Genomic DNA, 14,703 nt, shown 5'->3' with positions numbered 1-14,703 from the left:
CGGGCGTGCGGAATCGCTGCGTCTACACACCCTCCTTTACTCTGATCGCAGCGCAACGAATGCGCCGCCGGATGCGTCCTCACCTGTGACCCGTCCGCACACGACCCGACGCCCGGGAGTCATGTCCATGCGCAGCACCCGTCCCGCCCCCTTCCACGTCCCGCCTCTGCGGCGGGCTGCCGCGGTCGCCGCGGTGGTGCCTCTCCTCGCGCTCGCGGCCTGCAACGCCGGGGGATCGACGCAGGGCTCCGGCACGGGCGCCCAGGCCGACAGCCCGGCCACCACCGGTGCGGCAGCGCCCTCGTCGGCCGCCATCGTGAGCTTCAACGTCAACCGCGGCGCCACGTCCGTGCCCGTCGACACGACGCTCAAGGCGTCCATCAGCGACGGGAAGCTCGAGTCCGTCACCGTTCGTGGTCCGGAGGGTCGGCTCGACGGCGCCCTGGGCTCGGACGGCACCGCCTGGACGGCGTCGGGGCTGCTGGAGCCGGGGACGACCTACCGGGTGCAGGCCAAGGGGGTCGACGCCGCCGGCGTCGCGGTCAGCAAGGCGATGAGCTTCCGCACCGAGGCGCTCGACGTGAAGACCCAGCAGGTCTTCCCCTCGATCGCGCCGCTCGACGGCGAGAAGGTCGGCGTCGGCATGCCCGTCATCGTCACCTTCGACCTGCCGGTCAAGGACCGCGCCTCGATCGAGAAGCACCTGACCGTCACCTCGTCGCCGGTCCAGCAGGGTGCGTGGCACTGGATCAGCGACACCGAGGTGCACTGGCGCCCGAAGTCCTACTGGAAGCCCGGCACGAAGGTGCACGTGGCTGCGGACATCAACTCGGTCTCCGCAGGCGGAGGCGTCTACGGCCAGAAGGACCGTGAGTCCGACTTCACCGTCGGTGACGCCCACGTCTACAAGGTGAACGCGCAGACCCACCAGATGCAGGTCTACAGCAACGGCAAGCTGCTGCGCACGCTGCCGATCACCACCGGCAAGCCCGGCTTCATCACCCGCTCGGGCGTGAAGGTGATCATCGAGAAGTTCGCGAGCAAGCGGATGAACTCCGAGACCGTCGGCATCGGCGGCTCCGAGGCCTACGACATCGACAACGTCCAGTGGGCCATGCGACTCACCTACTCCGGCGAGTTCATCCACGCCGCTCCGTGGAGCGTGGGCTCCCAGGGCCGCGCCAACGTGAGCCATGGCTGCACGGGCATGAGCACGGCGAACGCCAAGTGGCTCTACGACCTGAGCCGCCGTGGCGATGTCGTCGAGACCACGGGCACCGATCGTCCGATGGAGCCCGGCAACGGCTACGGCGACTGGAACATCGGCTGGAAGGCCTACGAGAAGGGCTCCGCCCTGGCCTGAGGGCCGCACTGGAGCCGCTGAGAGACTCCCAGGCGCCCCCGGGAGCATCCGTCATGGACTCCGGGGGCGTCGTGCGTTGTGGGCGGGCTCCACGGGTGGTTGACGCCCAGTACGAGTCCCCTTCGCCCGTCCGACCGTGCTCGCCCTGCTCGGCGACGTGGCCGGACGTCGTGTCCTGGACCTCGGCTGCGGGGCCGGGCCTCCACGCCGAGGAGCTCGTGCGACGCGGCGCCGAGGTCCATGGCCTGGACGCCAGCCCGATGCGCGTGCCCGCGTGCCCGCGTGCCGGCTGCCCTCGTGGTATTGACCACGTCGACCACACCCATCCCACCTGGGACTGGCAGCACGTCGGGGGAGGGTACTTCGACCGCGGCTGGGTCGAGGAGACCTGTCAGCAGGACTGGCAGGTGCGCTCCTGGCGTCAGCCGCTCTCCGACTGGTGCGCCGGGGTCACGGATGCGGGCTTCCTCATCGAACGGCTGGTGGAGCACCGAGCGTCCCCCGAGGTGGCCGAGCGCGATCCGGCCATGCATGCGCGACTGAGCTCGCAGCCCGGGTTCGTCGGTCTGCGTCTGCTGCGTCCGTGAGGCTCCTGCGCACCGCCCACCTCCGAGCCTGAGACCTTCTTCGACCCGGGGCTGGATGCCGAGCGTGGGGGAGGGCCTCCGGAGACGACGAAGGGGGTCGGCTCCCGAAGGAGCCGACCCCCTGGGGTCGTGCCTGGCGCCGTGGCGTCAGTGCTTGACGGACTCGCTGCTCTCGAGGGCCGCGTGCTCGTCGTGACCACCCTCGAGCTCGTGCTCGAAGTGGTGACGCGCCTCCTCGATCTCGTCCCGAGTCGGCCGCTGGACGTTGTCCGCGAACCACAGGGCCGAGAGCTTGCCACGCAGGGCGTCGAGACGACCGACCGGTGCAGCCACGCCGTTCTCGTCGACCTTGGTCTCGGGCACGTAGACCTCGTCGTCGTCGCGCGCCGTGAGCGTGTACGCAGCCGACTCGGAGATCGGCAGGTGACGCTCGGAGTAGCCGCCCTCGGCCGACCGCATGATGATGCCGGTCTCGTAGCCGTGCAGCAGCTTCTGCTCGTCGTGACGCTGCAGCGAGATGCACCAGCGACGCGTGATCGCGAAGGCCAGCAGCGGGCCCACGAACACGGCCACCCGCATGAAGTAGGTGATCGCGTTGATGCTGGCGTGCAGCTTGATGGCGATGATGTCGTTGCCGCCGGCAGCCCACAGGAGGCCGTAGAAGGTCATCAGGGCGACCATCAGGGCCGTGCGGGTCGGGGCGTTGCGCGGACGCTCGAGCAGGTGGTGCTCGCGCTTGTCGCCGGTGATCCAGGACTCCAGGAACGGCAGGGCCGCCAGGATCGTGAACATCAGGCCGGGCAGCACGATGATCGGCAGGAAGACGTTCCAGGCGATCGTGTGGCCGAACAGGTGCGACTCGATGCCGGGCATGATGCGCAGCGCTCCGTCGGGCCAGCCCATGTACCAGTCGGGCTGTGAGCCGGCGGTGACCTTGGTCGGGTCGTACGGACCGAACTTCCACACCGGGTTGATGGTCAGCAGACCGCCCATGACGGCGGTGATGCCGAAGACGATGAAGAAGAAGCCACCGGCCTTGGCGGCGTACACCGGCAGCATCGGGTAGCCGACGACGTTCTGCTCGGTGCGGCCGGGGCCAGGCCACTGCGTGTGCTTGTGGTAGACGAGCAGCAGCATGTGGGCGGCGATCAGGCCGAGGAGCAGGCCGGGGATCAGCAGCACGTGGATGATGTAGAGCCGCGGGATGATCGCGTCACCCGGGAACTCGCCGCCGAACAGGAAGAACGACAGGTACGTGCCGACCACCGGGATGGACTTCATGAAGCCGTCCGCGGCGCGGATGCCGGTGCCCGACAGCAGGTCGTCGGGCAGCGAGTAGCCGGTGAAGCCCTCGAGGGTGCCGAGCAGCAGCAGCAGCGACCCGATGACCCAGTTGAGCTCGCGCGGCTTGCGGAACGCACCCGTGAAGTAGACGCGCAGCAGGTGCACCATCATCGAGGCGACGAAGAGCATCGCGGCCCAGTGGTGCATCTGACGCATCAGCAGGCCGCCGCGCACGTCGAAGGAGATGTGCAGGCTGGACGCGAACGCCTCGGACATCGGGATGCCGCGCAGCGCGTCGTAGGAACCCTGGTAGGTGACCTCGCCCATCGAGGGCTTGAACCACAGGGTGAGGAACACTCCCGAGAGGAGGAGGACCACGAAGCTCCACAGGGCGATCTCGCCCAGCATGAAGGACCAGTGGTCCGGGAACACCTTCCGGAGGTTCTTCTTCATCGCGGTGCCGAGACCGAGCCGCTCGTCGGCCCAGAGGGCGACGGAGCCTGCGCGGTTCGGCTTCGCGGCGGTCGCCGCGGACGAGCGGTTGCTCTCCGCGACCTTGCTGGTGTCGATGCTCATACGTCAGCCTCGCCTTGGTTGCCGATGTCCTTGCTGTCTCGTTCCCAGAAGCTCGGGCCCACGGGCTCGAGGAAGTCACTCCGGGCGATCAGATATCCCTCGTCGTCAACGCCCAAGGGGAGCTGGGGCAAGGGGCGTGCTGCAGGGCCGAAGATCACCCGGGCGGAATCGGCCAGATCGAAGGTCGACTGGTGACAGGGGCACAGCACATGGTGGGTGGTGCGCTCGTAGAGCGAGATCGGGCACCCGACGTGGGTGCAGATCTTGGAGTAGCAGACGATGCCGTCGACGTCCCAGTTCTCCCGGCCGCGGCCGGGCTGGAGCTCGTCCGGCTCGATGCGGACGACGATGATCGCGCCCTTGGCCTTCTCGGCCTGGAGCTCGACGCCCTCGATCTCCGGGTAGCCGTTCTCCTCGGTGGGGAACAGGGCCTCCGGAGCACCGTTGATGAGGTCGCCGATCTCGATGTCGGACGCCTTGATCGGCGTGCCGACGACGTCGCGCACCAGGCGCATGTTCGGCTTCCACACGGTGTGCTTGAGCTTGTCGCCCGGGAGCGGACCGAGGTCGCGCAGCAGGACGACGGCCGGTGCGCCCAGCAGGGCGACCGAGCCGATCAGGGAGTTGCGGATCAGCGGGCGGCGGGCGATGCCCGACTCCTCGAGACCGGCCTGGAGCGCGGCGAGCGTCGCCTCGCGGTCCTCCTCCGAGGAGGCGGCCGGGTGGCGCATCTCGACCATCTCGTGGTCGGCCATGAGCTTGCGCGCCCACTGGATGATGCCGGCGCCGATGAAGAGCAGCGCCGCGCCGAACGTGCCGCCGAGCGCCACGTTGGACACTCCGAGGCCGAGGCTGGAGTCCCACTCGTCGCCCACCTTGAAGGTGAAGTACGAGACGAGGAACAGGAACGTGCTCAGGGCCGAGAGGCCGAAGAGGATCGCGACCTGTCGCTCGGCGCGCTTCTCCGCCTTCGGGTCGACGTCGGTCGGCCGCCACTGGTGCTCGGGCAGGCCGGGGTCGCGGATGGGCTCGAGGTCGCTGCCGGCGTCGTCGCCGGAGACGTGCTCGGGCAGGTGCTGGTCGCTCACGCGTCCACCTCCGCCTTCTTCTTGGTCGATCGGGTCGAGTGGGCCGCGATCCACACGGCGAAGCCGACCGCGCCGCCGATGCCGACGACCCACGCGAACAGGCCCTCGGCCACGGGGCCGAGGCTGCCCAGCGTGAATCCACCGTAGCTCGGGGTCTCACGCATGGAGGTGATGTAGGCGATCACGTCGCGCTTCTCCTCCGGCGAGAGGTTGCCGTTGCTGAACGACGGCATGTTCTGCGGGCCGGTCAGCAGCGCCTCGTAGATGTAGCGCGGCTCGACGCTGTGCAGGTTGACGGCGTAGCCGCCACGCGGCATCGCGCCGCCGGCGCCGTCGAAGTTGTGGCACGCGGTGCAGTTGGTGAGGAAGATCTGGCCACCGCGCACGATCGCCTCCTGGCGCTCGGCGTCGGTGAGCCCCTCGACGCTGTAGTCCTTGGCGGCCGGGACGGCCGGGCCGGGGCCGAGGGAGGCGACGTAGGCCGCCATCGCGTCGATCTCGTCCTGCGTGTAGACGACCTTCTTGCGCGGGGCCTGGGCGCCCGGCTGGGCCATCGGCATGCGGCCCGTGCCGACCTGGAAGTCGACCGCGGCGGCGCCGACGCCGACGAGGGACGGGCCGAGCTGGTTGCCGTCGATCGTCGAGATGCCCTGACCGTTCTGGCCGTGGCAGAACGAGCAGCCGACGAGGAAGAGCTTGCGACCCTTCTCGACCTGCATCGCCTGGGTGTCGGACTTCGCGGCCTGAGCCGGCGAGAAGGCCTGGTAGAGGCCGCCGGTGAGCCCGAGCCCGAGCAGCAGCAGCAGCAGTCCGGCGACCGGGCCGCGACGGTAGCGCGACAGTCGGCCGGCGGAGCGGTTCAGGAAACGCACGATGTGACTTGTCCTCGATCCTTGAAGGAGTCGGCGGGCGACGACGGGTTACTTGACGAGGTAGATCGTGGCGAAGAGCCCGATCCAGACGACGTCGACGAAGTGCCAGTAGTACGACACGACGATGGCGCTGACGGCCTGCTCGTGGGTGAAGCGGCGGGCGAGATAGGTGCGTCCGAGGACGAGCAGGAAGGCGATGAGGCCACCGGTGACGTGCAGGCCGTGGAAGCCCGTGGTCAGGTAGAACATCGTGCCGTAGGCGGAGTCCTGGATGGTGATGCCCTCGTGGACGAGCTCGGTGTACTCCACGGCCTGGCCGCCGATGAACACGGCGCCCATGAGGTACGTGAGGATGAACCACTCGCGCAGGCCCCAGCCCTTGATCTGCAGCAGGGAGCCGGAGCGGCTGACCTGGCCGCGCTCGGCCGCGAACACGCCGAGCTGGCAGGTGAGGGAGGAGAGCACCAGGATCGTGGTGTTCGCCGAGGCGAACGGGATGTTGAGCGACTCGGTGTTCTGCGCCCACAGCTGCGGGCTGACCGCGCGGATCGTGAAGTACGCCGCGAACAGCGCCGCGAAGAACATCAGCTCGCTGGAGAGCCAGATGATGGTTCCGACGCTGACCATGCTCGGCCGGTCGTGATGCCCGTGCAGACGGGACGCAGGGATGGTTGCCGTAGTCGCCACGGATCCATTATGGCCGACGAGGGGCTATCCGCGACGTGGGGTCCCCGCTGTCTCAGACGAGGGATGTCTCACGTCGCCCGCGCGCGCCCGCGGAGGGCTAGCATCGCCCGCGTGAGTGAGCCCACGACGGACCGTCCGCTCCGCGTCCTGGTCTACAGCGACGACGTCACCACGCGTCAGCAGGTGATCCTCGCGCTCGGCCGCCGGCCGCACCCCGACCTGCCGGAGGTGCAGTACGTCGAGGTCGCCACCGAGCCGGTCGTCCGCTCGACGATGGACTCCGGCACCATCGACCTCGCGGTCCTCGACGGCGAGGCCGTGCCCGCCGGGGGCATGGGCATCGCCAAGCAGCTCAAGGACGAGATCTACCGGTGCCCGCCGGTCGTCGTCCTGACCGGACGCCCCCAGGACGCCTGGCTCGCGACCTGGTCGCGGGCCGAGGCCGCGGTCTCCCACCCGATCGACCCGCTGCACCTCGCCGAGACGGTCGTCGCGCTGCTGCGGGCGCGCGCCGTCCCCGCCTCCTGATGCCACCGACCACCTGGCCCGACGTGCTCGGGCGACTGGTCGCGCGCGAGGACCTCACCGCCGACGAGACCGGCTGGGCGATGGGGGAGATCCTCGGCGGCGAGGCCACGCCGGCGCAGATCGCCGGCTTCGCCGTCGCGCTGCGGGCCAAGGGCGAGACGGTCGAGGAGCTCGCCGGGCTGGCCGAGCAGATGCTGGCGCTCGCCGCCCCGATCGAGATCCCGGGCCCGCTCGTCGACGTCGTCGGCACCGGCGGCGACCGGTCGATGTCGGTGAACATCTCGACCATGTCCGCGATCGTCGCCGCGGGCGCCGGAGCGCGGGTGGCCAAGCACGGCAACCGCTCGGCGTCCTCGAAGTCCGGCTCCGCCGACGTGCTCGAGCAGCTCGGCGTGCGCCTGGACCTGCCGGTGGCCGACGTCGCGCGGGTCGCCCGCGAGGCCGGCATCACCTTCCTGTTCGCGGCCGCCTTCCACGGCTCGATGCGCCATGCCGCGCTGCCGCGGCGCGAGCTCGGCATCGGCACCAGCTTCAACTTCCTGGGCCCGCTGACGAACCCGGCGCGCCCCGGAGCCCAGGCGATCGGCTGTGCGGATCCGCAGGCCGCGCCGATCATGGCCGGCGTCCTCGCCCGCCGTGGCGTCGACGCGTGGGTGTTCCGAGGCCGCGACGGGCTCGACGAGCTCACCACGGGCGCGCTCTCCGACCTGTGGGTGGTCTCCGCGGGCGAGGTCGTGCCCGCCGTCGTCGACCCCGCCGGCCTGGGCCTGGCCCCCGCGACGGCCGACGACCTGCGCGGCGGCGACGCCGCGCACAACGCGGCGGTGGTGCGTCGCGTGCTGGCGGGCGAGCGGGGTCCGGTGCGGGACGCCGTCGTCCTCAACGCCGGCGCGACCCTCGCCGTGCTCGCGCAGTCGACCGGCGCGCCCGCGCCGACCGACGACGCCGCGGTGGCCGCGGCGCTCCGGGCGGGGATGGCCCGGGCCGAGGAGGCGCTCGACACCGGCGCCGCGGCGGCGTCGCTCGACCGATGGGTCGCCGCCTCGGCGAGCTGAGCAGTCGCTCAGCGCGCGAGCATGACGACGTCGTCCGCGCGGTGCACCACCCGCCAGCCGCCGACCCGCTCGAGGTCGTAGGCGAGCGGGCCGTCGGTGCGCACGAGCGCGACGTCGATGCCCTGACGGTCGATGACCTCCAGCCAGCCGGCCTCCCGATCGAGCACGTCGAAGACGTCCTTCAGCTCGGCGTCGGTGTAGGCGTCGGCGTAGCCGTTGTAGGCGGCGTCGACCTCCGGGTGCGCCCAGAGCAGGTAGGAGCCGAAGGGGATCTCGCTCAGGACCGGCGTGCCCGGCGGCAGCGCGCGCAGGCTCGGCGCGAGCCAGGAGGGCTCCTCGGGCGTGGGGTCGGGCATGAGCGCGGCGAACCCCGCCGCCGCCGTGACGGCCACGGCCGCGGCGAGCAGCGTCAGCCGCGACTCACGCGCCGAGACCGGGGTGGGCCTGACGGCGCCGCGTCCGAGCTGGCGGGCCAGCAGCACCGCGAGCATCGCGGCCGCCACGGGGATGCCCCGGCTGTTGTAGAGCGCCCAGCCGATCGACTCCAGCAGGAGCAGGTCGGCCAGCCAGCCGTCGGGGCCGGATCGCGCCCGCGCCACGACGCTCGCCGCGATCAGCGCCGCGACGACGGCGCCGGTCGGCGAGGTGAAGTCGGTCGGGCGCCACTCGCTGAAGTACTCGGTGCGGCCGCCGACGGTGAGCACGGCGTCGTAGAGACCCGGGCCGACGGGCGTCAGCCCGGCCGCCAGCAGGGAGCTGACCGGGACGGCCAGGGCGCGCGCCGACCGCCGCCGGTCCCCGGGACTGTCGAGCAGCAGGCCGACCGCCCCGGCCAGGCTCGTGACCACGCCGATCAGCCACATCCCGTGGAGCATCGCCCACAGCCAGGTGAGGGGGACGAGCCACCAGCGGACGCGTCCGTCGCGCGCGGTGCCGAGCCACGCGCCGAGGGTGACGACCACCAGGAGGTAGCTGACCAGCTGCGGGCGGCTCGAGATCGACGGCACGGACGCGAGCATCGTGACCGCCGCCAGCGGGGCCGCCACCGCCAGCGTGCTCTCCCGCCGACACGCGCGCAGGACCACCAGCATGAAGACCACCCCGACCGCGGAGGCCAGCCAGAGCACGCCACGCAGGCCGAGGACGTCGTCGGTGCCGGCCAGCACGATCTGGCTCAGCCACTGCGTCGGGTACCAGTGCTTGGTCGCGTACGACGTCGGCTCGCCGGGCGCCCACGGCGACCAGTCGGTCAGGAACCGCTCGCCGAGCCGCAGGTGGAAGAAGGTGTCGATGTTGATCGGCTGGCGCAGCTGGCGCAGCGCCACGACGGCGAGCACCGCCGCGGTGAGGAGCGCAGGGAGGCCGGTGCGGACCAGGCGGGTGACCACGGGGGAGGGATCGGCAGGGGTCAGTCGAGTCCGAGGGAGAACGCCGTCTCGAGATCGTGCCGCGAGTAGGCGCGGAACGCGATGTGGGTCTGGGTGGACACCACGCCGGGCACCTTGTTGAGCCGATCGGCGACGACGGCGGCGATCTCGTCGTGCGAGCGCACGCGGATGAGCGCGATCAGGTCGATCTCGCCGGTGACCGAGTAGACCTCGGAGACGCCCTCGAGGGCGGCGATCGCCTCGGCGACCTCGGGGATGCGGGCGACGTCGGCGTGGACGAACACGATCGCGGTGATCATGGGCCGAGGCTAGGCCACGGGGCCTGTCGGCCGCAGCGATCGTCGGTCGTCGAAGGGCACCAGGCTGCGCCTCGAGGCGGCGACGGCGTCGTGCCGGGGCAGGTGGCGATGGGCTCCCCGGACGGGGCAGGCCCAGGTGCCCTCGAGCTCGACCAGGCGCACGCCGTCGGACTCCAGCCAGCGCAGGATGCGCTCGGTCTCCTCCGGGCTGGCCGCGGGCACGGGCCCCGGCGCCGGGCGGACGGTCTCGGCCCCGGCCCGCAGCTGGGCGACGTACTGGTGGGCGTCGGCGCCGCGCGGGATGACGCCGGCCGCGGCGAGGCGACCGTGGCGCACCACGTGCACGGCCCAGGTGTCGTCGTCCTCGCGGCGTGCCGCCACCAGCTCGGGGCACGAGGTGAGCGCGCTCAGCCGCTGGTGACGGGCGGCGGCGCGGACGAAGGCGGTGAGCCGATCGCGGTGCTGCCCGGCCTCCTCGAACCGCTCGTCGGCGGCGAGGCGGCCCATGCGTCGCTCGAGGCCGGTGACCACGGGATCGGGGTCGTGCAGGAGCGCGGTGCGCAGCGCGTCGACGAGCGCGGCGTAGGCCTCGGGGTCGGCCGAGCCGTCGCAGGGGGACAGGCAGCGACCGAGCTCGGCGAGCACGCACGCGGTGCGGCGGGGCCGGCGGGCCAGGCGTCCGGTGCACTGCCGCACCGGGAACACCTCGTGCAGGGCGGCGACGCAGCGCTCCGCGGCTCCGGAGGAGGAGAAGGGGCCCAGGTAGTCGGCGTCGTCGTCCTTGACCGCGCGCACGATCGCCAGCCGTGGCCACGGCTCGCGGGTGAGCTTGACGAAGTGCATGCGCTCGGGGAACCGGGAGCGGCGGTTGTAGGGCGGCTTGTGCTCGCCGATCAGGCGCAGCTCGCGCACCTGCGCCTCCAGAGGGGTCGCGCACACGACCGGGGTGACCGACGCGGCCAGCGCGACCATCTCGCCCATGCGGGAGCGGGTCTCCGAGGCGGTGAAGTAGGTGCGCACCCGCGTGCGCAGGTCGCGCGAGGTGCCGACGTAGAGGACCTTCTCGCGCGCGTCGCGGAAGAGGTAGACCCCCGGGGCGTGCGGCAGCCCCTCGGCGAGATGCCGCTTGCGCCGCTGCGCGACCGTGACCCGGGAGGTGTAGGTCTGCAGCTCCTCGAGCGTGTGGACCCCGAGGTTGCCGAGCCGGTCGAGCAGGCCGTGGAGGACGTCGACGGTGGCCCGCGCGTCGGAGAGCGCGCGGTGGTTCGGCGTGGTGGTCGAGCCGAACGCCGCCGCGAGGGAGGACAGCTTGCAGTTCGGCGCGTCGTCGCGCGTGACGACGCGGCGCGCCAGCCGCGCGGTGTCGACGATCTCGAAGCGAGGCCACGGCAGGCCCTGCTCGGCCGCGAAGTGCTGGAGGAAGCCGACGTCGAACGGGGCGTTGTGCGCCACCAGGACGCAGCCGGCCGCGAACTCCAGGAACGCCGGCAGGACCGACTCGATGCGCGGCGCCCCCGCCACCATGGAGTCGGAGATGCCGGTGAGCACGGCGATGAACGGCGGGATCGAGCCGCGGGGGTCGACGAGGGTCTGGAACTCGCCGAGCACCTCGCCGCCGCGGACCTTCACCGCGCCGACCTCGGTGATCATCGAGCCGCCGGCGGCCGAGCCGCCGGTCGTCTCGAGGTCGACCACGCAGAAGGTGACGTCGCGCAGCGGCCGGCCGAGCTCGTCGAAGCCCCGCTGGGCCTCCCAGGCGGGCCCGCGGGCGGGCCGTTCGGACTGCTGCGCCACCATGGACGCGACGCTAGGCGCGACCGCCGACAATCTCGGGACGGCGGGCGTGCGGCGCGTCGGCCGTAGGCTCGGCCCGCCCCACGCGTGGCCGCGTCCGCGTCCGCGTCCGTGGCGCGGGGCCCGTCCCGTGCGTGACCCCGACCAGCCCCGAGGAGGACCGATGTCCGTCGAGCCTCCCGCCGCCGTCGACCTGCCCGACGAGGTGCGCGCCCGCATCGTCGCGCTCGTGGTCGAGGTGCTGCCCGAGGCCGGCTCGCTGCCTCCCGCCCTGCGGCGGATCGCGGCGTTCGCCCCGGCGCGACGCGCGCGCCTCGGCTCGTCCGCGGTGCTCGACGCGCTGGCCGACGACGCGCTGCGCGAGCGGCTGGCGGTGCTCGTCGCGGTGCGCGAGGGCGCGGACGCCGCGGGGCGGCCGGCGGCGGACCCCGGGGCGCCCGGCGATCCCGACGGTCCGGACGACCTCGACGATCCCGCGGGGCTGGCCGCCCACGCCTGGCTGCACCGGGGCGAGGGCTGGGCCCAGACCCTCGCCGCGGCCCTCGAGCGGCTGCGTCCGGCGGACGGGAGCGGCGCCCCGGACGACGACGGGCGGGTCGCCCGCCTCGTCCGCCGCCTCGCCGACGCCGAGCAGCGCCTGCGGGAGGCCCGGGCGGCCCACCGTCACGACCTGGACGAGGCGAAGGCGGAGATCGCCGCGCTGCGGCGGCGCGTGGGCGAGCTGCGCCGTGCCGCGCCGGACGCCTCCCTGGCGGCCCGGCTCTCGGCCGCGGAGGCCGAGCGGGACGCCGCGCGCGCCGAGGTCGCCGACCTCGCGGCGGCGCTGGCCCGGGCCGAGGAGGCCGCGCGGGACGCCGCGTCCCGCGCCGAGCGGGCGACGCGGTCCGAGCGGGGCGGGGCCCCGGCGGACGACGCGGGCGGGGCCCGCCAGCGCGCCCGTCGCGAGCGCGAGGAGGCGAGCCTGCGGGCGCGCGTCCTGCTCGAGACGGTGCTCGAGGCCGCGGCGGGCCTGCGGCGCGAGCTCGCCCTGCCCACCGCGCTCGGGACGCCCGGCGAGCGCGTCGAGACGCGCCTGGCGGCCGACGGCGCGCCCGAGCTGTCCGACGCGGGGCCGGCGCTCACGGTGACGATGCTCGAGGCGCGGCTCGCGATGCCGCGCAGCCGCCTGGTGGTCGACGGGTACAACGTCAGCAAGGCCGGGTGGCCCGGCGCCCCCCTCGACGTCCAGCGGGCCCGTCTGCTCGCCGCGCTCGCGCCGCTCGCGGCCCGCACCGGAGCCGAGACCACGGTCGTCTTCGACGCCGCCGAGGCCTCGGAGCGCCCGCCGGTGCGTCCGCCGCGCGGCGTGCGGGTGCTGTTCAGCCCGCCGGGGGTGATCGCCGACGACGTGATCGGCGAGCTGGTCGAGGCCGAGCCCGACGGGCGCGTGGTGCTGGTCGTCACCGACGACGCCGCGGTCCGCGCGCGGACCGCCCGGGCCGGCGCCCGCGGCGTCCCGAGCCGGGTGCTGCTCGACCTGCTCGCCCGCTGAGCCCGCTCGCCCGGAATTGTCGGCGGTCGCTGTCAGCGTTCCGGCCATGAGCATGCGAATCGACTGCGACTCCTGCCTGATGCGCGACCTGCTGTGCCACGACTGCGTCGTCACCGCGCTCCTCGGCCCGCCGCCGGAGCTGAGCCTCGACGCCGACGAGCAGCGCGCCCTCGCCGTGCTGGCCGCCGGCGGGCTGATCCCCCCGCTGCGGCTCGTGGAGCCCCTGGACCCGCCGTTCGTCGAGTCGGCCTGAGGCGCCTCGCACGACCGTCGCGCCCTGGTGCTGGTGGGACGCAGGAGGCGGAGGTGACGCACGAGGCGGGGACCGGGCCCAGATCACACCGATCGGAGGGGTCGCTTCGCGAGTTGTTTTGGCGCGCCTCCCACGGGTTGTCTAGCCTCACCTCACAGGAGTGCGTCGAAGCGATCCACCGACGGGCCGCGCGCGCTCCGCGTCGAGTCCCCCGCCCGCGGGGGAGCCGGGGAACCAACTCACCTGGGGTGCATCCCCTGCGAGGCGACCACCGTCGAGGAGCAGGGGTAGGGCAAGTCGTGCCTGAACCCGTCAGCTCACCCGGTAGGCGTCACGACGAACAAGGAGAGCGCCCGCTCGTGCACCACGGACGGAAGCGAATCGGCAGCGCCGCTGCCGGACTGGCCCTGGTGGCCGTCGCCGGACTCATCCCGGCCCAGTCGGCCCAGGCCAAGCCCAGCGTCGAGTCGGTGCAGGCGCGGGTCGACGCCCTCTACCGCCAGGCCGAGCAGGCCTCCGAGCGCTACAACGACGCGCGCCTCCAGCTCTCCGAGCTCCAGCAGGACCTGCGGCTGCTCCGTGCCGACCAGCGGCGTCAGGCGCGCGGCCTGCAGTCCGCTCGTGCCCAGGTGCGCGACTCCGTGGTGCGCCAGTACGAGGGCCAGGGCCTCTCCGCCGTGGGCGAGGTCGTGGTCTCGCGCGACCCGAGCGCCTTCCTCGACCAGATGGCCACCATGGCCTCCTTCGACGACATCCAGCAGCAGCTCTACTCCTCCTACGCCACCCAGGCCGAGGCGCTGCGCCTGCGCACCGCCGCCGCCCAGGACCGGGCCGACCGGCTGGCCGCGCTGAAGAAGGGCCTCGCCGACGACAAGCGGACGATCGACGACAAGCTCGCCGAGGCGAAGGCGCTGCTGGGCGACCTGAAGGCCGAGCAGCGGGCCGCCGTCGTCTCCCGCGACCAGCCGCGCGTCGGCGGCGCCCCGTCGTCGGCGTCGACCGCCGTGCCGAAGAACGTGCCGGTCAGCGGTCGCGCCGGCGCCGCCGTCTCCTACGCCCTCGCGCAGGTCGGCGACGCCTACGTCTACGGCGCCGCGGGCCCCAACGCCTTCGACTGCTCCGGGCTGACGATGATGGCCTGGGCGCAGGCGGGCGTCTCCCTGCCGCACTCCTCGAGCGCGCAGTACGCCTCCGGCACCAAGGTCGCCCCGGGCGACCTGCAGCCGGGCGACCTCGTCTTCTACTACAGCCCGATCAGCCACGTCGGCATCTACATCGGCAACGGCCAGATCGTGCACGCGGCGAACCCGTCCACCGGCGTCGCCGTGTCCCCGGTGTTCTCGATGCCGTTCAGCGGCGCGGTGCGTCCGGGCTGATCCGCTGACCGAGCCCGTCCTC

General features: G+C 72.8%; 14 protein-coding genes and 1 riboswitch. Of the genes, 7 read left to right on the top strand and 7 right to left on the bottom strand.

Annotated elements, in window-relative coordinates:
• Positions 1 to 127: 127 nt before the first annotated feature.
• Together K8Z61_RS07455 and K8Z61_RS07450 are read left to right on the top strand one after the other, a co-directional pair.
• Positions 128 to 1,363, top strand: coding sequence for an Ig-like domain-containing protein (locus K8Z61_RS07455; RefSeq protein ID WP_224128050.1), 1,236 nt, complete (start codon positions 128 to 130; stop codon positions 1,361 to 1,363).
• 170 nt (positions 1,364 to 1,533) lie between these two features.
• A complete protein-coding gene (locus K8Z61_RS07450) occupies positions 1,534 to 1,950 on the top strand; it encodes a hypothetical protein (RefSeq protein WP_224128048.1) in 417 nt (138 codons plus the stop codon).
• A 147-nt stretch (positions 1,951 to 2,097) separates the two neighbouring features.
• On the opposite strand, the gene K8Z61_RS07445 is transcribed toward K8Z61_RS07450, so the two are convergent.
• Genes K8Z61_RS07445 through K8Z61_RS07430 form a run of 4 tightly spaced genes read right to left on the bottom strand, consistent with a single transcriptional unit; the run spans position 2,098 to position 6,424 of the window.
• Entirely contained in the window at positions 2,098 to 3,810 is a 1,713-nt protein-coding gene (locus K8Z61_RS07445) for a cytochrome bc complex cytochrome b subunit (protein ID WP_224128047.1), read from the bottom strand.
• Positions 3,807 to 4,898, bottom strand: a complete 1,092-nt coding sequence (locus K8Z61_RS07440) for a ubiquinol-cytochrome c reductase iron-sulfur subunit (protein ID WP_224128045.1) — start codon at positions 4,896 to 4,898, stop codon at positions 3,807 to 3,809. Before K8Z61_RS07440 ends, K8Z61_RS07445 begins: the two co-directional genes overlap by 4 nt.
• Positions 4,895 to 5,770, bottom strand: a complete 876-nt coding sequence (locus tag K8Z61_RS07435) for a c-type cytochrome (RefSeq protein ID WP_224128044.1) — start codon at positions 5,768 to 5,770, stop codon at positions 4,895 to 4,897. The genes K8Z61_RS07440 and K8Z61_RS07435 overlap by 4 nt, the downstream gene beginning before the upstream one ends.
• Before the next feature lie 48 nt (positions 5,771 to 5,818).
• Entirely contained in the window at positions 5,819 to 6,424 is a 606-nt protein-coding gene (locus K8Z61_RS07430; protein ID WP_263430784.1) for a heme-copper oxidase subunit III, read from the bottom strand.
• 144 nt (positions 6,425 to 6,568) lie between these two features.
• On the opposite strand from K8Z61_RS07430, the gene K8Z61_RS07425 reads away from it, so the two are divergent.
• Positions 6,569 to 6,985, top strand: coding sequence for a hypothetical protein (locus K8Z61_RS07425; RefSeq protein ID WP_224128042.1), 417 nt, complete (start codon positions 6,569 to 6,571; stop codon positions 6,983 to 6,985).
• A complete protein-coding gene (gene trpD / locus K8Z61_RS07420) occupies positions 6,985 to 8,040 on the top strand; it encodes an anthranilate phosphoribosyltransferase (protein WP_224128040.1) in 1,056 nt (351 codons plus the stop codon). The genes K8Z61_RS07425 and trpD overlap by 1 nt, the downstream gene beginning before the upstream one ends.
• Before the next feature lie 8 nt (positions 8,041 to 8,048).
• Here the strand turns inward: trpD and K8Z61_RS07415 are convergent, their stop codons facing one another.
• The 3 genes from K8Z61_RS07415 to K8Z61_RS07405 are packed head-to-tail and all read right to left on the bottom strand — an operon-like array spanning position 8,049 to position 11,524.
• Positions 8,049 to 9,428: a hypothetical protein gene (locus K8Z61_RS07415; protein ID WP_224128038.1), complete on the bottom strand. Its 1,380-nt coding sequence runs from the start codon at positions 9,426 to 9,428 to the stop codon at positions 8,049 to 8,051.
• 20 nt (positions 9,429 to 9,448) lie between these two features.
• Positions 9,449 to 9,727 (bottom strand): Lrp/AsnC family transcriptional regulator, encoded by a 279-nt coding sequence (locus tag K8Z61_RS07410; RefSeq protein ID WP_224128036.1) that lies wholly within the window; start codon positions 9,725 to 9,727, stop codon positions 9,449 to 9,451.
• A 9-nt stretch (positions 9,728 to 9,736) separates the two neighbouring features.
• Positions 9,737 to 11,524, bottom strand: coding sequence for a DEDD exonuclease domain-containing protein (locus tag K8Z61_RS07405; protein WP_224128034.1), 1,788 nt, complete (start codon positions 11,522 to 11,524; stop codon positions 9,737 to 9,739).
• A 160-nt stretch (positions 11,525 to 11,684) separates the two neighbouring features.
• Here K8Z61_RS07405 and K8Z61_RS07400 point away from each other — a divergent pair, with 160 nt between their 5' ends.
• From K8Z61_RS07400 to K8Z61_RS07390, 3 genes are all read left to right on the top strand, one after another.
• Positions 11,685 to 13,052 (top strand): NYN domain-containing protein, encoded by a 1,368-nt coding sequence (locus K8Z61_RS07400; RefSeq protein ID WP_224128032.1) that lies wholly within the window; start codon positions 11,685 to 11,687, stop codon positions 13,050 to 13,052.
• Positions 13,053 to 13,098: 46 nt separating this feature from the next.
• Positions 13,099 to 13,305 carry a hypothetical protein gene (locus tag K8Z61_RS07395; RefSeq protein WP_224128030.1) on the top strand — a complete coding sequence of 69 codons (207 nt, stop codon included), beginning with the start codon at positions 13,099 to 13,101 and terminating at the stop codon, positions 13,303 to 13,305.
• 190 nt (positions 13,306 to 13,495) lie between these two features.
• A riboswitch (cyclic di-AMP (ydaO/yuaA leader) is annotated at positions 13,496 to 13,651 on the top strand.
• A 13-nt stretch (positions 13,652 to 13,664) separates the two neighbouring features.
• Entirely contained in the window at positions 13,665 to 14,681 is a 1,017-nt protein-coding gene (locus tag K8Z61_RS07390) for a C40 family peptidase (RefSeq protein WP_224128028.1), read from the top strand.
• Positions 14,682 to 14,703: the final 22 nt, after the last annotated feature.

This window comes from Nocardioides sp. TRM66260-LWL, assembly GCF_020075545.1.
Classification (GTDB): domain Bacteria; phylum Actinomycetota; class Actinomycetes; order Propionibacteriales; family Nocardioidaceae; genus Nocardioides.
This window is presented reverse-complemented; position numbering and strand designations above follow the sequence as displayed.